We start from the raw sequence: 19,145 nt of genomic DNA, 5'->3' as shown, positions 1-19,145 counted from the left end.
TTGCGATCGCTCCGCTGCTCCGCCGGCGCTCAGCTGCGCGGCTTGAGGTTCTCCGGATCATAGAGCGGCTTGTAACCGACAGCCGCGACTTCGACCGGATATGTCTCGCCGAAATACTCGACAGCCAGCTTGCGGCCTTCCTGGGCATATGCCCACGGCAGATAGGCGAGCGCAATGTTCTTGCCGATGGTCGGGCCGTAGGCGACCGAGGAGGTGAAGGACCGGCGGCCGAGTTCGTCGACCAGCGTTTCGCCCGTCTTGGGGTCCATCACCGGCATGATGCCGACGGGATAGCGGGCGACGCCCTTGGCATCGGTGTTCTCGGTCATCACCAGCGTGCACAGCATGGCCGGCTGGTGCTCGCGGGCGCGGTATTCCAGATGCTTGGCCTTGCCGCAGAAATCGTTCTCCTTGACCTTCGGACGCGCGAGATCGGCTTCGAGCAGATTGTACTCGGTCAAGAGGTCGGCGTTCTGCAGTCGCAGGCTCTTTTCCATGCGGCGCGTGTTGGCATAGGTCTCGACGCCGAACGGCATCACGCCGGTCGAGCGCAGCGCATCCCATACGGCGAGACCGTCCTCGTAGCGCATGTGCAGTTCCCAGCCCTGCTCGCCGACATAGGAGATGCGGAAGGCGGTGACGTCCTTGCCGCCGATCCTGACCGGTTTGATCGCCGCGAACGGAAAGTTCTCGAGCGAAAGACCCTCGGGGTTCTCGACCACTTTCTGCAGGGTGGCACGGGCATTCGGACCCCAGATGCCGATGGTGACGAATTTCTCCGTCACGTCGGTAATGGTGACATCGAAACCTTTGTCCTGCGCCGTACGGCGCATGTACTGGAAGTCCCTAGGGCCGGCGTCCGCGCCGTCGATCAAACGACAGCGGTCCGCCATGCGGATGACGGTGAAGTCGGCGCGAACCATCCCTTCCTCATCGAGGAAGTGGGTGTAGATGCCCTTGCCGACATTGTTGTCACCGCCGATCTTGGCCGCGCAAAGCCACTCCAGCAACGCAACGTGGTCGGGTCCCTCGATGTCGTACATCGAGAAATGCGACAGGTTGACGATGCCGCAATCCTCGCTCATCGCCAGATGTTCGGCGTTGGAGACACGCCAGAAATGGCGATTGTCCCATTCGTTCTCGCGCACCGGTACGCGGTTGCCGTATTTCTCCAGGAGATGCTCGTTGGCGGCATAGCCGTGAGCACGCTCCCATCCGCCCAGTTCCATGAAGTAGCCGCCGAGCTCCTTCTCGCGCTCCCAGAACGGCGAACGCCTGATGTTGCGGGCCTTGGAAAACGGCTCGCGCGGATGCACCGCGGGATTATAGACCTTCATCGCCGTTTCGGTGCAGCGGTCCCAGATGAACTGTTCCTTCGTCTGGTGCGGATAGAAGCGCGCATAGTCGATGGCGTGGTGGTCGATTTCCGTGCGGCCGTCCGTCATCCAATCGGCGATCAGCTTGCCCATGCCGGGGCCGTCCTTGACCCAGATGGCGACGGCATACCAGAGCCCCCTCACCTTCTGGCTTTCGCCCATCGACGGACCGCCATCGGCCGTCACCTGCAAGAGGCCGTTGAAGGAATGGCTTTCGTTGTAGCCGAGCTCGCCCAGGATCGGCGTCAGTTCCATGGCGCGCTCGAGCGGCGCCAGGATCTGCTCCATGTCGAGGTCGCGTTGCGACGGCGACAGCCGCGCCTGGTCCTTCTCAAGCAGGTCGCGCGGATGGCAGAGGCGCGGATTGTTTTCTTCGTAATAGCCCCACTCGATCTGGCCGCCCTCGGCGGTCTTGGGATCGCCGGTGTCGCGCATGTAGGCCGAGTTGCCCTGGTCGCGCAGCAACGGCCAGCCGATCTCCTTGCCGGTGCCGGCGAACTCATCATAAGGGCCGAAGAAGGTCAGCGGATGGTCGATCGGCATGACCGGCAGATCCTCGCCGACCATCTCCGCGATCAGACGGCCCCAGATACCGGCGCAGACGATGACATAATCGGCTTCGATGGTGCCGCGATTGGTCACCACGGCGCTGATCCGGCCGTCCTTGACGACGAGCGACCTGGCCGGCGTGTTGGCGAAGGATTTGAGCTTGCCCGAAGCTTCCGCTTGGTCGACCAGCTTGCCTGCAACGGTTTGCGAGCGCGGGATGACGAGGCCCGCATCAGGGTCCCAGAGGCCGCCCTGCACCATCTCTTCTTCGATCAGCGGGAATTTTTCCTTGATCTCGGCGGGTTCGATCAGGCGTGCACGTGTGCCAAAAGCCTTCGCCGACGCGATCTTGCGCTTGATCTCGTCCATGCGGCCGTCGTCGCCGACGCGCGCGACTTCAAGGCCGCCGATGCGCGCGTAGTGGCCCATCTTCTCGTAGAAATCGATGGAATAGAGCGTCGTCCAGCAGGACAGGAAGTCGTGGCTGGTCGTGTAGCAGAAGTCGGAGGCATGCGCGGTGGAACCGATATCGGTCGGGATGCCGGACTTGTCAATGCCGACGATGTCGTCCCATCCACGCTCGATCAGATGATGGGCGATCGACGCGCCGACAATGCCGCCGAGGCCTATGATGACGACCTTCGCCTTTTTCGGAAACTCTGCCATTGCCCGCGACTCCAGATGCTTTTGCGGGCAGCGTCGGCGCCCGTTTGATCGGCGCACAATATGCAGGCGACAGCGACCACGCTACCGCCTGTTTGCGACACGCCGCTGGTGCGGCGCGACCCCTAGATGGTCAGGAGAATCGTAACCCTCAGGCGAAGGCCCAGATGTCCTCGGCCTGGAAGCCGACCTGGTAGCCCGCCGTCTTCAGCTTGACCACGACCTGGCCGATCTCCGGGGCCGGCAGCGCGCCGACCTCGACCTTGATCATGCCCGGACGATAGCGCTTGAGATCGAGCTGTTCGAAGACGACCCAGTCGGCGCCTTCGCAATCGACGAGGAAGGCGTCGATATGACTGATGCCGTTGCGGTCGAGCAGCGTCTGCAGCCTTTCCGACGGCACCTCGATATCCCGAAGGTGCGGTGCGAACTTGTTGAAGTTGGCGTCGGCCTCGCCCCAGGCATTCTTGCCCGACATCAAATTGGTGTCGGTGACCGACGAGCAGCCGATGAACTCGATCGGCAGCGTGCCGGCTTCGAGCGCCGCGGCATCAAAAGTGTGGACCGTGATCGTGCCCTTGGTTTTTGTGACAGCCACGGGCTCGATGATGAAGCGGCCCGTGTCGGGATAGTTGGCGCGCAGCCGCTTCTGATTGTAGGGGATCGGCTCGACCAGCATGGCGCGCGCGCCGGCAATCGTGTGCAGCCATGGCGTGACGTCATCGAACAGCGCGCCGTCGCAGGCGCCGACATTGACCATCTGGAACGGCCGTCCTGCCCCACCGAAGCGTGCTTTCAACCCCGCCTTGGCGAGGAATTTCGTGCCGCGCAGCGACGGTCCGCGATCGAGCAGGCCTGCCGGAAGACCGAGCGACAGCGCGGTCCGCGCCAGGCTGGATAGCGAATTCATGGCTTGTCTCCGGGAATGATTTGCGGCGCCGCGCGATGCTGGCGGGCAATAGCTGCCCGCAGTGCCATGAACGGCGTTGCCAGCAGCAGGAAGGGCGGGATCAAATGCGGGAAATAGATCCGTGTGTCGTGGATCGGGAAAACGGTGAACTTCGCCAGCGCGCCAAGCACCAGTGCGGCGAACAGGATGCCGGCACGCCGGTCGAGGCGGAAGCCGGCGCGACCGGCAGCATACCAGCCGGCCAGCGCCAGCACCGAAACGCCGACCCAGCTGTTCAGGTTGACGGCGCGCAACAGCGACGCGGCGAACGCCCTGAGATAGGCGATGACCGAGAAGGCCGGCTCGAACCCGTCCATATTATAGTGCTGCTCGATGCTGGAGAACCAAAGATGCGGCCACCAGCCGGGATGATGGGCCCAATGCGAAATGGCGAAATAGGTAATGAAGGACGCGGCAAAGCCGGCCAGCGCGCCCCATGCCTTGTGCCGGAAGACGACCAGCAGCACCGCGAAAACGGCAAGGAAAACAATATTGTCCGGCCGCACCATGAAGGCGAGAAAGAGCAGGATCGCCGTCGCCGCCTCGCGGCCCCTGATGTAGGCGTAGAGCCCGCCGAGCAGAAGCGCCGACGTCAGCAGGTCCGGCGTCGAGGCGCGCGCCGCATCGCCGAAATCGGCCATGATCAGCACCGCGCCGACCAGCGGCGCCATGGCCAATGCGTTTTGAGAACGCAGCCAGAGCAGCGTGATTGCGCCGAACAGCAGCACCGAGAATACCTGCACCAGCCGCATCGCCTCGACCGGCGACATCACCGAGCTCATCGTCGACAATATCTCGGCATAGAGGAACTTGATCCGGTACATGCCGAGCAGCGAATGGAAATCGGCGGCATTCTCCGTCATATGGCTGCGGAAGCCGCCGCCATCGTCGGTCAGCGTCTTGTAGTCGCCGGCCGATACGCCGGATTTGACGGTGTCGTAGGCGTAGTCATGCAGCGCCTGCACATCGGGATAGGTGCCTTCCTCCGATATTGCGAGATAGGGCAGCATGTCCCAGTTGGCGTCCGGCATCACCCAGGCCGTGAACGCCGTCAAAAGGATGTAGAGCGCGAAGGCCGCCGCGCCGATCGAGGCTGCCAGCCGCGCATAAGTCCCCTCGCCCCACGCCAGGCCGGCCTCGGTGAGCCGGTCAAGCTGGTTTTGCGGAGCGGGAGACTTGGTCAGCATCGCGATGCTCAACGAACTTTCGATTTAACGGACTGGCGTCTTAACGGACTTGGCTTTTGACGAAATCCTTCACGATTCCGACGATGCCGCGCGACAACAGGCTGTCGAAGGCATCGACGAAACGATCGACATGTTCGCGCTGGCAGATCAGCGGCGGCTCGAGCCGGATGACGTTGCGGTTGTATTCGGTAAAGGCGACCAGCACATCGTAGTCGCGCAGCAACAGCGCCCCAACGAAACCGGACAGCGAGCCTTTCAGCTTGTCGTCGAGCACGCTGACGATCGGGCGCAGCACCATCGGCAGGGTCTGCGAGAAGTCGTGGAACTCAAGCCCGACCATGAAGCCCTTGCCACGCACATCCTTGATGATCTTGGGATATTTGTCCTTGAGCGCTTGCAGGCGCGCGAGCAGATAATCGCCGGTGACGGCGGCGTTGTCGATCAGCCCCTCGTCATAGAGCACGTTGAGGCCCTCGATCGAGGTGACGCAGGCCTCGCCCATGCCGCCGAAGGTGGCCATGGCATGGATCATTGCCGTCTTCGGCGTGCCGTAGGCCTTCATGTAAACCTCGCGGCGCGCGATCATGGCGCCGACCGCCGCCTTACCGCCGCCGAGCGACTTGGCCAGCGCCGTCACGTCGGGCACCACGCCGTAGTGCTCGAAGGCGTAGAACCGCCCCGAACGGCCATAGCCGCACTGCACTTCGTCGGCGACCCACAGCACGCCATACTGGTCGCACAGCGCGCGCAGCTTCTGCCAATACTCGGCAGGCGCCTGAATGATACCGCCGCCGCCCTGGATGGTTTCGAGCACGATGACGCCGACCTCCGGATCGGAGCGGAACAGGCGCTCGACCGCATCGATGTCGGCAAAGGGAATGCGCACCGTATTGTCCGCCATCTTGAAGTCGGCGCGGTAGAGCTGCCCGTCGGTAATGCCGAGCACGCCCTTGGTCTTGCCGTGGAAGGAATTCTCGGCATAGACGATCTTCGGCCGCTTGGGGCCTGCGGCGCGCTCAGCGAGTTTCACCGCCGCTTCCATGGCCTCCGAGCCGGACGAACCCAGGAACACCATGTCGAGATCGCCGGGCGAGCATTTGGCGAGGTTGTGCGCCAAAGCCGCCGCATATTGCGACATGAAGGCGATGGCGATTTCCTGGCGCTTCTCCTCCTGGAACTTTTTGCGCGCCTCCAGGATGCGCGGATGGTTGTGGCCGAAGGCCAGCGACCCGAAGCCGCCGAAGAAATCGAGAATCTTGCGGCCGTTCTGGTCGATGTAGAACATGCCCTCGGCACGCTCGATCTTGATCTTGTGGAAACCGAGCAGCTTCATGAAATGCAGCTGGCCGGGGTTGAGATGCGCCTTGAACAGGTCGGTCATCGCCGCGACATCCATCGCCTTGGCCTGCTCGACGCTGATCAGGTCGGGCTTGGCGATGGTGGCGAGCGACAGCGCCGGCGCGTTGACCATGGTACGCGCATTCGTCTGTTCGGGCTTGGCCATGACGGTCATTTCAATCTCCCTGTCCGCGCTTACGACCAGAGTCGTGCGCCATAAGCTGTTGGCAAACCCGCTATTCGGCGGGCACATGGTTGGTGGCGACGGCATGCCCGGCCTTCTTGGCGCGGTACTCGCTGTAGGCGGCGATCAGCATGTCCTCGTCGCGATATTGCGGCACCCAACCGAGCTGCCGCTCGGCCTTGGACACGTCGAGCACGCACTCCTCGTCCGCGATCAGATACTGCTCCGGATCCATGATCGGCATGTTCATGAGATCGAGCAGGTCGAGCGTGCGCTTGACCGCCCAACCCGGCGTCGGGATCAGGATCGATTTCGAGCCGGCATGCCTGATCAGGTCGCCAAGCAGCTTCTTGACCGGCGGAGGATTGAGCGAGCCGAGATTGTAGGCCTCGTTTGGCACGCCGGCTTTCCAGGCCGCGCGGGCAGCTTCCGCACAATCGAAAACCGAAATGAACTGATAGGGATTTTTGCCCGAACCGATCATCGGCACCGGCAAGTTCCAGTCGATCAGCTTGAACAGTTTTTCCAGGATGCCGAGCCGGCCGGGCCCGATGATCAGGCGCGGGCGAAACAGCGAGATCGACATGCCGCGCTTGCGCCAAACGGCTGCCAGTTCCTCGGTCTTCTGCTTCGACCAGCCATATTCGCCGAGCGGCGCGACCGGATGCTCCTCGGTCATCGGCTGGGTGACCGTGTGGCCGTAGATCATGTCGGTCGTGTAGTGGACGAGCTTGGGCGCGCTGGCTCTGTCCATGGCCTGCATGATGTGTTCGGTGCCGTGAAAATTCACCGGAAAGAAGAAATCGTGCCGCTTGGCGCGCACCTGGATCGGCGACAGCATCTTGGCCGACAGATTGTAGACCATGTCGTCGGCCTTGAGCCCGACAGCGGCGACGGACGCAGGATCGGTGACATCGCAGGTGACAAAGCGGACGTTGCGGTAGTGCGCAAGGTCGCTCCTGGCGATGTCGGCAACGACGACCTCTTCGCCATCGGCCACAAGCTTCGGGGCAAGGTGGCGGCCGACGAAGCCGTCACCACCGAAAATAACATGTCTCATCGAACGGTCTCGCTGTGAATCTTGTCGGACGAAAGGGAAGCCGTTTCCTCTTCGTGCCCACGACCACTCTGCGCGATCAGCACAGTGCCGACGCAGATGAAGGCGATGCCCGCGATGCGCCAGCCATTGAGGTCCTCGCGGAAGACGAAATAGGCGAAGAAGGCAACGGCGACATAGGCGAGGCTGAGGAACGGATAGGCAAAGGAAAGCTCGACCTTGGACAGCACATAAAGATGCGAGGCCATGGAAATCGCGAAGGTGCAAAGCCCCAGGAAGACCCACGGGCTGAAGACGATCTGCAGCAGCTTGACCAGCGGGTTGGCACCCTCGAACGAGATCGGCCCAAGCGACATCATGCCCTGCTTCAGCATGAGCTGCGCAGCCGCATTGGTCATGACCGTAAATAGAATGAAGACGATATATTTCATGTCAGTGCGCCCGCCCCGTGACATCGAGTAATACAAACCCCAAAAGATTTCGTGAACTCAGAAGAATGTTTTGAGTAAACCTTGGCGTTAAGCATTCGATAACCATGAATCATTTCAATTTTAGCTATTCGGCAGCCTCGGCGCCGCGTCGCCGCAGGTCGATGCTCCCAGCCGTGCGCGCCCAGAAATCAGACATGAAGGCAGGGTCGCGCAGCGCTTCCAGCCGCGGCCAGTCCGGGAAGGAGGCGGCGAAGGTCGAAGCCGCCATGCGCGCATCCTTGTATGGGTTGACCGCCCCTCCGGCCGCGATGGTGATGCGGTCGAGCTCGCCGAGCAGGGCAAGCGTCGCCGCCCCCCTGTTGGGGAAATCCAGCGTCAGCGTATAACCCGGCCGCGGAAATGACAGCAGTGCCGGCGAGCGGACTCCGCCGAAGCGCTTCAGCACGGTCAGGAAGGATCCCTGCCCCGCCCGCCTGGCGGCGGCGAGCAATTCCGGCACGACGATCCGCGCGGCCTCCTCCGGCACCACGCTCTGGTGCTGGAACAGTCCATTGGGGCCATACAGCCGGTTCCAGTCGCGCACGCCATCGAGCGGAAAGAAGAAACCCTGGTAACCGCTCTGGCGCGGCACTGTCGCCCGGCCCTTCTTCCACCGGTAGGCGGCGTTGAAAACGGTCAGGAACGACCGGTTGAGCACGTTGAAGGGCGGCTGGAACGGCACCGACAGATTGCCGCCGGCCCGCGCGGCCGTATGCGAGCCATGTTCGGCGTGGTTGCCGGTAAACAAAAGGCCGCGCCCGCTGCGGCGGCCGCCCGCGAGCTGATCGATCCAGGCCACGGCATATTCATTGGCCTGATCCGCCGCCTCGGCGATATCGAAGAATTCGCCGAGGTCGCGAAACGGCGTTGCCTTCTCGACGATGTCGAGCGAAGGAACCCGCATCAGCCGGATCGAGGCCGACAGGATCAGGCCGGTCAGCCCCATGCCGCCGATGGTCGCCGCAAACAGGCGCGGATTGTCGGTGGCCGAGCAGCGATAGGTCTTTGCGTCGGATCGCAGCAGCGTGAAACTCTCCACGTGGCAGCCGAACGTGCCACGCCGGTGATGGTTCTTGCCATGCACGTCATTGGCGATGGCGCCGCCGAGCGTGACGAATTGCGTTCCCGGAACCACTGCCGGAAAGAAGCCGTGGGGTGCTGCGTGCGCGATAATGTCGGACAACAACACGCCGGCATCCGCTTCGAGCACACCGGTCATGGCATCGAAGCCGCGAATGCGGTTCAGGGATCGCATGTCGACCACCGCGCCGGCCTGGTTCTGGCAGGAATCGCCATAGGAACGGCCATTGCCATAGGCAAGCAGCGAGGTTTCGCCGGCCTGACCAGCCTTCAGCAACGCGATGGCATCATCGGCCTGGATGGCCCTTGGCGCCGGCGGCGTGGCAAGGCCAAAGCTGCGGAAGCGTTCAGCCATGCCTACCAGCCCCCGATGACCAGCAGCACCGCGCCGATCAGCACCACGATCTGGCTGCGCCAGTCGCGGATGATGAAGACAACCGGATCGTCATGCATTTCGTCGCGACGCGCCAGGATCCAGACCCGCATGGTGAGATAGAGCACGATCGGCGCCAGCGGCCAGATCAGCCATGGATGCGGATAGAGTTCGCGCACCGCGACACTGTCCATGTAGAGCGCCAGCACCAGAGCAGAGGAGAAGGCCGAAGCCATGCCGGCCTGGGCGATGATCTCCTGGTCCTCGGTGCGATAACCCCGTCCGGCAATGCGCTCGCCGGGCGGAATGGCGGTGGTGCGCAATTCGACGAAACGCTTCACCAGCGCCAGCGACAGAAAGAAGAAGATGGAGAAGGCGAGCAGCCAGAACGAGACGTCGACGCCGGTCGCGGTCGCGCCGGCGATCACCCGGATCGTGTAGAGGCCGGCAAGCGTCAGCACGTCGACCAGGAGCATGCGTTTGAACGACAGCGAATAGGCAGTCGTGACCACCATGTAGCCACCAAGCACGGCGAGGAATTCGAGCGACAGAAAGAGCCCGGTGCCGATGCCGATCGCCAGCAGCGCCGCGATAGCCCCGAGGCCGAAGGGGATCGACAGCGCGCCACTGGCGAACGGCCTGTTGCATTTGGTGACGTGCTTGCGGTCGAGCGCCAGGTCGAAGAAATCGTTGAGGATGTAAATCGCCGACGCCACCGCGCTGAACGAGACGAACGCCAGCAGGCATTCCCAGATCATGTTGGAGTTGAAATATTCGTGCGAGAGCACCATCGGCACCGCGATCAGCGAGTTCTTCAGCCACTGGTGCACACGCAGCATCTTGACGACGGTCCGCAATGTCGGCTTCGGCGCCGGCATCGTTTCGGCGCCATGCGCCGCCTGCCAGCGCGCGGCATGACGGTCGGGTGCGACGACAATCGCATTGCGCGCGGCGTCGAAGACCTGGAGGTCATGGCGGCTGTTGCCGGCATAGTCGAAACCGCCATCGCCATAGGCTGATATCAGCGAGGCGCGCTTCCGGCTCGCTGTGAGATTGTCGAAGCCGTCGGTGGCCAGCACCCGATCGAAAATGCCGAGATGGGCCGATATGGCGTCGGCGAACTTGCGCGGCGTGCCGGTCGCCAGCACGATCTTGCGGCCCTCGGCATGTTCGGCGCGAAGGCGGTTGAGCAACGCCTCGCGATAAGGCAGCGACGCGGGATCGATCTCGATGCGCTGCGCAATCGCCTGCTTCAGCCGCGCCGGCCCGCCAGCCGCCCAGAACGGGACGAGGAAGATATAGAGCGGGTTCTTCTTGAGAAGGATGAACAGTCCTTCCCACAACAGGTCGGTTGCGATCAGCGTGCCGTCGAGATCGACCGCAAGCGGTATTGCGTTCCTGTCCGACCGCGCATCCATGTACGTCCTGCCCCTGCCGCCGTTTGATCCGGGAAACCGGAATCTCGTTGCGCGCCGTGTTTCGGCGTCTTGGGGCTGGTATAGCGGGGTATGGCGTAGCGAACGTTAAAACGCACGGTTGTGGGCGGCTGTCGCGGTGGTATTTCCGGCGTCATTGTTAAGCAACCGCTACCGAAAACAATAAAAGGCCGGACAAATGCCCGGCCTTCCAATCATGCCGCCAGGATTACTTGATGCGGGCGACGCCGCCGGAGATCTCGACGGTCTCAGAACCCGTCAGCGCTTCGAGGTCGCCATTGGGCAAGGTGACGAAGCAGCCATTCTGGCAGAATTCGACGGTTTCACCGCCGGCCAGCGCAAGGTCGGTCTTGCTGCCGCCCTCCGTCACGATCAGCGTGCGGGTCTCGGCGTCCTTGTTGACCGCGCTGGCGGAATGGGCCGAGCCGCTCACGGCGAGCAAGGCGACGGCAGCGACGAGAGACTTCCACATTTGCAATATCGGTGTTCCCACCGCCTCTGTTGCATTACGCAAGGCATTTTCGCCTTTGCATGGGAGCTTATATGAGATGGAAGCTGAACCGCAACTGAATGCCGCATTCATGCCGCAATTGGCTTCGGCTTGCCGGCTTCCGGTCTAGTCCGGATCCGGCTTGCGCAGCTTGCGTCCTGATTTGGCGAGCTTTTTCGCTTCGGCCGCGGCCTCAACCTTGGCTTGTTCCTGTTCGGCGAAGTCGGCCTCGATCTTGTCGTCGTCGGTCGGCCAGGCCTTGGGCTTGTGGGCCTCGACGACGGCGCGCGGCGTCGAGGGGATCTCGATATGCTGGTCGCTGAACTTTTCCAGCACGGCGAAGCGGACATCGTTCTGAACGATGTTGCCGTTCATCACGTCGGCCAAAAACACGCGGATCTCGAATTCGAGCGCGGCAGGTCCGAAATTGGAAAACAGCACGAAGGGCTCGGGGTTCTTCAACACCAGCGGATGACTGCGGGCGATGTCCAGCAGGACGGCGTGAACCTGCTTGACGTCGCTGCCATAGGCGACGCCGACCTTGATGTCGATGCGGCCGAGCTTGTTGCGGTGCGTCCAGTTGCCGACGGCGTTGTTGATCAGGTTGGAATTGGGCAGGATCACCGACTGCCGCTGGAAGGTTTCGATCTCGGTGGCGCGCACGCTGATCTTCTTGACGGTGCCGCTGACATCGCCGGCGACGATCCAGTCGCCGACCTTGAACGGCCGCTCGGCCAGCAGGATCAGGCCGGAGACGAAATTGGACACAACATTCTGCAGGCCAAAGCCGATACCGAGGGAAAGCGCACCCGCGACCAGCGCCAGGCTGGAGAGGTCGATGCCGGCGGCCGAGATACCGACCAGCGCCGCCAGCGCGACGCCGGCATAGCCGACCGCCAGCCGGATCGAGTTGCGCACCCCGGTATCGACCTTGCCGCGCGCCATGACCGAGCCGTCGAGCCAGCCCTGGAACCAGCGCGTCAGGAAATAGCCGATGACGAAGACGACGATGCCCGAAAGGATGCCTGTGACCGAAATCGTCACCGAACCGATGTTGATCCCTGTCGCGAGCTTGTAGGCCCAGGCCTGGATGTCGCCGGGCTGAAACCCCCACATCAACAGGATCAGCGGCAGGAACACCAGCACGATCAACAGGTTGATGGCGATGCTGACGACGAGGCCGAGCTGGTCGAGCGCGGTGTCGTCATAGCTGGAATTGGCCGACAGCCAGCGGCCCACGAAGGTGTTGGCGAAAGCGCCTTCCTCGCCGATCGCCTGCGCCGACAGGAAGCCGATATAGGCGGTGATCAAGGCTGTGCCGGTGACAACCACCTGCAGCGAGACGAACAGCGCGAGGCCGATATAGCCGAGCAAGGCTGCTATGATGGTGAACAGGCCAAGGCCCAGCGACAGGTAACGCAGCCATGCTGGCCACGGCCGCCAGCTTCCGTCGCGCGCCTTGAACGGCCGCAGCATCGCCATCAGGATCAGGATGATGCCGACGACGATGGTGGCGACAAAACTGCGCGCGATGGTCAGCGACAGCGGCGAGCCCATCTTGTCGTTGATCACCGACAGGAAGGTGTTGACGCTGATGACCACGGCCATGGCGGTGGCCAGGCGCACCAGCCAGCGCGCCGGCCCGGTTTCGACCGGGATCAGGCGCCAGTTCGGCAGCCGCGGTTCCAGCGCCGCATTGGTCAGCCGGTTGACGCAGAACACCACGCCAATGACGGTCGCCAGCGCGTTAAGGAAGAGCCCAATGTCGCCGCGCAACACATTGTAATAATTGAAAAAGAAAATTGTCGATCCAAGAAAGGCGGCGACCGCCAACGTCGGCAGCAAGGTCGACCAGAAGGCCACCGACAAGCGGCTGAGATAGGATGGGTCCTCATTGGTGGGGTCGGCTTCGAACACCCGCCCGAACAGGCGCCTGCCGCCGACCAGCAGCACCAGCGCCAGGCCGAGCGCCACGAAGGTTGCCGCCAGGATCGCCTGGAACTTGAACTTGAAGGCAAAGCTCAGCCAGGACGACACCGCCTTGTAGAAATTGCCGAACTCGTCGCGGGCGTCGGAAAACACCTGCGGGCTGAGCGCGTCCGACAGCACGTAGCGCTTGGTCAAAAGATTGCGGAACAGCTCGCTGCGCATGTTGCCGATCTTGTCGATCAGCCCGCTGATGCGGATCGACAGGGCCTGGGCCTGCGAGATGACAGCGTTGATCTCGGCCTTTTCGGATGTCAGCGCCTGGCGTTCGGCACTGACGATATCGGGCTCTTCCGGCTGGCCGGCGGCGGGGGCCGGGCCAAGCTGCTCCAGACGGGCGTTGATCTCGCCAAGGCGCGTGCGGAAGGCCAGCGCGCTGTTAAGCGATTGCCGTGACAATTCCTCCAGCTGCAGGCGGATATCGACCAGGCTGCTATCGTTCTCGCCGTTCTGCTGGGTCTGCTTTTCGAAACTGTCGGTCTTGGTGGTCAGGCCCTGGATGATCTTCTGCTGGTCGGCGACCAATCCGGCGGGCGCATGGCCGACGCCTTGCGCCGCCGCGTCGAACGCCGGCGGCGCCGAAACGACCAGCGCGAAGACCATAATGAGGCGAAGCAATCGGAAAAGCATGATTTGTAGGCGACTCATGGACGGCAAAGGCAATTTGAAAGCCTGTCCTTGATAAAGACGGCCATATCATGGGGCAAGCCGTCGCGTCGGAGCGTTGACAAAGGCGTCGGCCAGTCGAAAGGCCATGGCGCAATATTGGCTTTGCGCGTGCGGCCTGCTCTATAGTCTGCCGCATCGCCCGAACCGGACAACATGCACATGGCAGAGTACTCGGCCCTTTCGCTGCTCGCGAACGCGCTCAAGGGAAACAAGGACTGGAAACCGGCCTGGCGCAAGCCGGACCCGAAGGCGTCCTATGATGTCATCATCGTCGGCGGCGGCGGCCACGGGCTGGCGACCGCCTACTACCTTGCCAAGGAGCACGGCATCACCAATGTCGCGGTGCTGGAAAAGGGCTGGCTCGGCTCCGGCAATGTCGGCCGCAACACGACGGCCGTGCGCTCGAACTACCTGCTGCCGGCCAACACCCGTTTCTACGAACACTCGATGAAACTGTGGGAGAACCTCTCGCACGAACTCAACTACAACGTCATGTTCTCGCAGCGCGGCTGCCTGAACCTGGCGCACACGCCGGCCCAGTTCGACGACTACGCAAGGCGCGGCAACGCCATGCGCCATCTCGGCGTCGATGCCGAACTGATGAACCCGGCCGAGATCAAGCGCCTGATCCCGGCGCTCGACATCTCCGGCGATGCGCGCTTCCCTGTGGTTGGCGGCCTGATGCAACGGCGCGCCGGCACCGCCCGCCACGACGCTGTCGCCTGGGGCTATGCGCGCGGTGCCGACCGGCGCGGCGTCGACATTATCGAGAATTGCGAGGTCACCGGCTTCCTGCGCGACGGCGACCGCATCACCGGCGTCGCCACCTCGCGCGGCGACATCCGCGCCAAGAAGGTGGCGGTCGCGGTGGCCGGCAGCACGGGCCGGGTCATGCAACTGGCCGGCGTAGAGACGATGCCGATCGAAAGCCATGTGCTGCAGGCCTTCGTCACGGAATCGCTAAAGCCCTTCATCGACACCGTCGTGACCTTCGGCATGGGCCATTTCTACATGTCGCAGTCGGACAAGGGCGGCCTTGTCTATGGCGGCGACATCGACGGCTACAACAGCTACGCCCAGCGCGGCAACCTGCCTGTCGTCGACGAGGTGATGAGCGAGATGCTGGCGCTGTTCCCGGGTCTTGCCCGCGTGCGCATGCTGCGCTCCTGGGGCGGCGTCTGCGACATGTCGATGGACGGCTCGCCGATCATCACCACCGGCCCCCTGCCCGGCATGTATCTCAACTGCGGCTGGTGCTATGGCGGCTTCAAGGCGACGCCGGCCTCTGGCTGGACCTTTGCCTGGACCATCGCCAAGGATGAGCCGCACGACTTCAACGCGCCGTTCACGCTCGACCGTTTCCACCGCGGCCTCGTCATCGACGACAAGGGCCAGGGTGCGAACCCCAGGCTGCATTAGGTAGAATTGAATGTTGATCACCTGCCCCTATTGCGGCCCGCGCGACGTCATCGAATTCACCTACCAGGGTGATGGCAACCGCGAACGCCCCGATCCAGCCTCGCAGAATTTCGAGGCGTGGAACGCCTATGTCTACGACCGGCTGAACCCGGCCGGCGACCACAATGAGATCTGGCAGCATTCCGGCGCTTGCCGCGCGCATCTGCGGGTCGTCCGCAACACGCTGACACATGAGATTTCGAGTGTCGCCTTCGTGCGTGGCGACCACGGTTCGGCTGCCCGCCGCAAGACGGAGGACAAGGCATGAGCCCGCGCCGCACCGACACGGGCGGCCGCATCGACCGGCTGAAGACCATCCGTTTCACCTTCGACGGCGTTGCTTATACGGGCCATGCCGGCGACACGCTGGCTTCCGCGCTGCTGGCCAAGGGCGTCACGCTTTTCGGGCGTTCGTTCAAGTATCACCGGCCGCGCGGCCTGCTGACCGCTGGCGTGGAGGAGCCCAATGCGCTGGTGACGGTGCTGAAGGGCGAGGTGCGCGAGCCCAACATCCCGGCCACCATGGTCGAGATCCATGACGGGCTGGTGGCCGTCAGCCAGAACCGCTTCCCCTCGCTTGCCTGGGACATCCACGCCGTCAACCAGCTCGGCGGCAAGATCCTGTCGTCCGGCTTCTACTACAAGACCTTCATGGGACCGGTGGTCGGCCCGCTCAAGGGCACGCGCTTCTGGATGTTCTGCGAGCACTTCATCCGCCGTGCCGCCGGCCTCGGCAGCGCCGGATCGGCGAAGGACCCGGCCCGCTACGAACGCATGAACGCCTTTTGCGACGTGCTGGTGGTCGGCTCCGGCCCTGCCGGCCTGATGGCCGCCAAGGCAGCCGCCGATCAGGGCGCCCGTGTCATGCTGGCCGATCTCGAACCGCGTTTCGGCGGTTCGGCCAACTGGTCCGCTGAGATCATCGATGGCGCGCCCGCCGCCGATTGGGCGCGCCGCACCGTCGCCCAGCTCGCAGGCCGCGACAATGTCCGGCTTCTGCCGCGCACCACGGTCTGGGGCTACTACGACAACAACACGCTTGCCGCGCTCGAACGGGTCAGCGACCACAAGGAGCAGCCCGCCAAGGGCGAGCCGCGCCATCGCTACTGGGCGATCCGCGCCAGGTCCGTCGTGCTTGCCACGGGTTCCTTCGAACGGCCGCTTGTCTTCCCTGGCAATGACAGGCCGGGCGTCATGCTGGCGCATGCGGCCGAGCGCTATGCCAATGAGTTCGGCGTGCTGCCGGGCGAACGGGTCGCCCTGTTCACCCACAATGACAGCGCCTATCGCGCGGCGGTCGCCTTGAAGAAAGCGGGCGCCGCGATCATCGCCATCGCCGACGTCAGGTCCGAGCTTTCGCCCGAGATGCGCAAGCTCGCCGCGGAAGCCGAGGCCGAGCTGTTGACGGGCCATGCCGTCGTCGCCACCGAAGGCGGCAAGGCACTCTCGGGCATCAAGGTTCAGCATTTCGATATGGTCACGGGCACGCTGAGCGACGATGCGCGCTCGATCCATGCCGACTGCTTGCTGATGTCGGGCGGCTGGTCGCCGACCATCCATCTCGCCAGCCAGGCTGGCGCCAGGGCGGAATGGAACGCAGCCCGGCAGGCCTTCCTGCCGCCGAAGCCCACACAGAAGGGGCCGAGACAACAATGGCCAACACAGCAATGGATTGGTGCCGGCGCCTTTACCGGCAGTTTTTCGACGGCCGAAGCCATCGCCGAAGGCCGCGCTGCCGGGCTCACGGCGGCTGGTGGAACAGCCACCCCGCCGGCGTTGCCCACTGTTGAGGCCGCACCTGGCGATCCCGATCCGGCGCCGGTTTTCGAGATCAGGGCCAAGGGCAAGAGCTTTGTCGATTTCCAGCACGACGTCACGGCGGAGGATGTGCGGCTGGCGCATCGCGAAGGCTTTGTCTCGGTCGAGCACCTCAAGCGCTACACCACGCTTGGCATGGCCACCGACCAGGGCAAGAGCTCCAACGTCCCCGGGCTCGCCATCATGGCCGAGGCGCTCGGCAAGCCGATCCCGGAAGTCGGCACGACACGCTTTCGGCCGCCCTTCGCGCCGGTGTCGATCGGCTCGCTGGCGGCCGAGCGTTTCGGCGACCTGAAGCCCGAACGGCTGACGCCGATGCATGACTGGCACCTCGCCAACGGCGCGACCATGTATTCCGCCGGCCTCTGGTACCGGCCGATGATCTACGGCCATGCCGGCGAGACGGTCGAGCAGGCCTATGTACGCGAAGCCAAGGCGACGCGCGAAAGCGCCGGCATCGTCGATGTCTCGACGCTGGGCAAGATCGCCGTGCAAGGTCCCGACGCAGCCGCTTTCCTCGACCGCGTCTATACCAACATGTTTTCGACGCTCGCCGTCGGCAAGGCGCGCTACGGGCTGATGCTGCGCGAGGACGGCTTTGCCTTCGACGACGGCACCACCTGGCGGCTTGGCGAGCAGGATTTCCTGATGACCACCACCACGGCCAATGCCGGCAAGGTGATGCAGCATCTGGAATATTTCCTCGACGTGGTCTGGCCGGAGCTGAAAGTGCACGTCACCTCGGTGACCGATGAATGGGCGGGCGCCGCGATCGGCGGGCCGAAGGCGAGGCAGATCCTTGGGGCTTGCGTCACCGGCACCGCTGTCGACAATGCGACGCTGCCCTTCATGGGCATCGTGCGTGGCGAGATCGCCGGCGTCCCGGTGATGATCTGCCGGCTGTCCTTCTCCGGCGAGATGGCCTTCGAGGTCTATTGCGGCGCCGGCCATGGCACGCATGTCTGGGAAGCGCTGATCGAGGCCGGCAAGCCGTTCGAGCTAGTCACCTACGGGCTCGAGGCGCTCGGCACGATGCGCATCGAAAAGGGCCATGTCACCGGCGCCGAGATCGACGGCCGCACCACGGCGCGCGATCTGCATCTAGACTGGATGCTATCGAAGAAGAAGCCCTTCATCGGCTCGGCCATGATGGACCGCGAAGGCCTGATCGCGGCCGACCGGCTGGAACTGGTCGGCCTGATCGCGCTGGACAACCGGCCGCTCAATGGTGGTGCGCACATCGTCGAGGAGGTTGACGAAGCCAATCCGCACGGCTCGATCGGCCACATCACCGCCTGCTGCTATTCGCCGGCGCTCGGCAAGCATATCGCGCTGGCGCTGGTCAAGGGCGGCAAGGCAAGGCACGGCACGCGTGCCTACGTCTCCGATCCGCTGCGCAACCGCTTCGGGCCGGTCGAGATCGTCTCCAACCATTTCTACGATCCGGAAGGGACCCGCATGCATGGTTGAGCGCAAATCTCCCCTTGAGCCGGCGTTTCATGTCGGCTCGCACGGCAATTTCGAGCACGGCGTCGAGATCCTCCTGACCGAGACAAGGCCGGGCTCGATCGTGCAGCTCGCGGCATGGCCAGGCGAGGAGAAGAAGCTGATCGCTGCCATCCGCACGGTCACCGGCCTTGCGTTGCCCGACGGTGCCGGCGGCGGCCTGAGCGACGGCGTGAAGTCGGTGTTCGGCTTCGCGCCGGGAAAATTCACCGTGGCCGACGAGGCCGAAGGCTTGGCCGCCGCCTTCGCCAAGGCGGTGACACCGGCCATCGGCACGGTGACGGACCTGTCGCATGGCCGCACCGCGATCCGCATCGCCGGGCCGAAGGCCGAATGGGTGCTGGCGAAATTCTTCGCCATCGACTTCGCGCTGCCGGCTTTTCCAATAGGCGCCGGCCGCTCGACCGCACATCACGATGTCTTCGCCCAGATCCAGCGCACCGGCGCCGACGAGTTCGACATCTACGTCTTTCGCTCGTTCGCCCGCTCGTTCTGGAAGGCGCTCTGCCATGCCAGCGAGGAAGTCGGCTACGAGGTGCAATAGAGCAATTGCTTC

Annotated in this window: 14 protein-coding genes; 4 read left to right on the top strand and 10 right to left on the bottom strand. The window is 63.7% G+C overall.

The genetic code is table 11. The features are described from left to right. Window positions 1-29: 29 nt before the first annotated feature. The 10 genes from X743_RS167940 to X743_RS167985 form a co-directional block, all read right to left on the bottom strand. Window positions 30-2,591 carry an FAD-dependent oxidoreductase gene (locus X743_RS167940; RefSeq protein ID WP_023763379.1) on the bottom strand — a complete coding sequence of 854 codons (2,562 nt, stop codon included), beginning with the start codon at window positions 2,589-2,591 and terminating at the stop codon, window positions 30-32. Window positions 2,592-2,739: 148 nt separating this feature from the next. Continuing rightward, complete coding sequence (locus X743_RS167945; RefSeq protein WP_023763378.1) at window positions 2,740-3,498, bottom strand: FkbM family methyltransferase; 759 nt, start codon at window positions 3,496-3,498, stop codon at window positions 2,740-2,742. Then, window positions 3,495-4,724 carry a DUF2029 domain-containing protein gene (locus X743_RS167950; protein ID WP_023763377.1) on the bottom strand — a complete coding sequence of 410 codons (1,230 nt, stop codon included), beginning with the start codon at window positions 4,722-4,724 and terminating at the stop codon, window positions 3,495-3,497. The genes X743_RS167945 and X743_RS167950 overlap by 4 nt, the downstream gene beginning before the upstream one ends. A 40-nt stretch (window positions 4,725-4,764) precedes the next feature. Beyond that, window positions 4,765-6,195 (bottom strand): aspartate aminotransferase family protein, encoded by a 1,431-nt coding sequence (locus X743_RS167955; protein ID WP_245264143.1) that lies wholly within the window; start codon window positions 6,193-6,195, stop codon window positions 4,765-4,767. 103 nt (window positions 6,196-6,298) lie between these two features. Then, window positions 6,299-7,306: an NAD(P)-dependent oxidoreductase gene (locus tag X743_RS167960; protein WP_023763375.1), complete on the bottom strand. Its 1,008-nt coding sequence runs from the start codon at window positions 7,304-7,306 to the stop codon at window positions 6,299-6,301. Further along, the gene (locus tag X743_RS167965; RefSeq protein WP_280800541.1) at window positions 7,303-7,770 is read right to left on the bottom strand and encodes an EamA family transporter; all 468 of its coding nucleotides are present in this window, start codon (window positions 7,768-7,770) and stop codon (window positions 7,303-7,305) included. The genes X743_RS167960 and X743_RS167965 overlap by 4 nt, the downstream gene beginning before the upstream one ends. Window positions 7,771-7,858: 88 nt before the next feature. Continuing rightward, on the bottom strand, window positions 7,859-9,208 hold the full coding sequence (locus X743_RS167970; RefSeq protein ID WP_023763373.1) for an FAD-binding oxidoreductase: 1,350 nt from the start codon (window positions 9,206-9,208) through the stop codon (window positions 7,859-7,861). 2 nt (window positions 9,209-9,210) lie between these two features. Then, on the bottom strand, window positions 9,211-10,644 hold the full coding sequence (locus X743_RS167975) for a UbiA family prenyltransferase (protein WP_023763372.1): 1,434 nt from the start codon (window positions 10,642-10,644) through the stop codon (window positions 9,211-9,213). Between the two features lie 226 nt (window positions 10,645-10,870). After that, window positions 10,871-11,134, bottom strand: a complete 264-nt coding sequence (locus X743_RS167980) for a hypothetical protein (RefSeq protein ID WP_023763371.1) — start codon at window positions 11,132-11,134, stop codon at window positions 10,871-10,873. A 144-nt stretch (window positions 11,135-11,278) separates the two neighbouring features. Then, window positions 11,279-13,768 (bottom strand): mechanosensitive ion channel family protein, encoded by a 2,490-nt coding sequence (locus tag X743_RS167985; protein WP_023763370.1) that lies wholly within the window; start codon window positions 13,766-13,768, stop codon window positions 11,279-11,281. Window positions 13,769-13,966: 198 nt separating this feature from the next. On the opposite strand from X743_RS167985, the gene X743_RS167990 reads away from it, so the two are divergent. From X743_RS167990 to X743_RS168005, 4 genes are read left to right on the top strand one after another with little or no spacing between them, the layout of a single operon-like run. Next, window positions 13,967-15,226, top strand: a complete 1,260-nt coding sequence (locus X743_RS167990) for a sarcosine oxidase subunit beta (protein WP_023763369.1) — start codon at window positions 13,967-13,969, stop codon at window positions 15,224-15,226. Window positions 15,227-15,236: 10 nt separating this feature from the next. After that, complete coding sequence (locus X743_RS167995) at window positions 15,237-15,533, top strand: sarcosine oxidase subunit delta (protein WP_023763368.1); 297 nt, start codon at window positions 15,237-15,239, stop codon at window positions 15,531-15,533. Further along, window positions 15,530-18,553: a sarcosine oxidase subunit alpha gene (locus X743_RS168000; protein WP_023763367.1), complete on the top strand. Its 3,024-nt coding sequence runs from the start codon at window positions 15,530-15,532 to the stop codon at window positions 18,551-18,553. Before X743_RS167995 ends, X743_RS168000 begins: the two co-directional genes overlap by 4 nt. Continuing rightward, window positions 18,546-19,133, top strand: coding sequence for a sarcosine oxidase subunit gamma (locus tag X743_RS168005; protein ID WP_023763366.1), 588 nt, complete (start codon window positions 18,546-18,548; stop codon window positions 19,131-19,133). Before X743_RS168000 ends, X743_RS168005 begins: the two co-directional genes overlap by 8 nt. The last annotated feature ends 12 nt before the right edge of the window (window positions 19,134-19,145 follow it).

The sequence above is a fragment of the Mesorhizobium sp. LNHC232B00 genome (assembly GCF_000502435.1).
GTDB classification, from domain to species: domain Bacteria; phylum Pseudomonadota; class Alphaproteobacteria; order Rhizobiales; family Rhizobiaceae; genus Mesorhizobium; species Mesorhizobium opportunistum.
The sequence above is the reverse complement of the archived record's forward strand: the minus strand, read 5'-3'. Positions and strand labels throughout refer to the sequence as shown.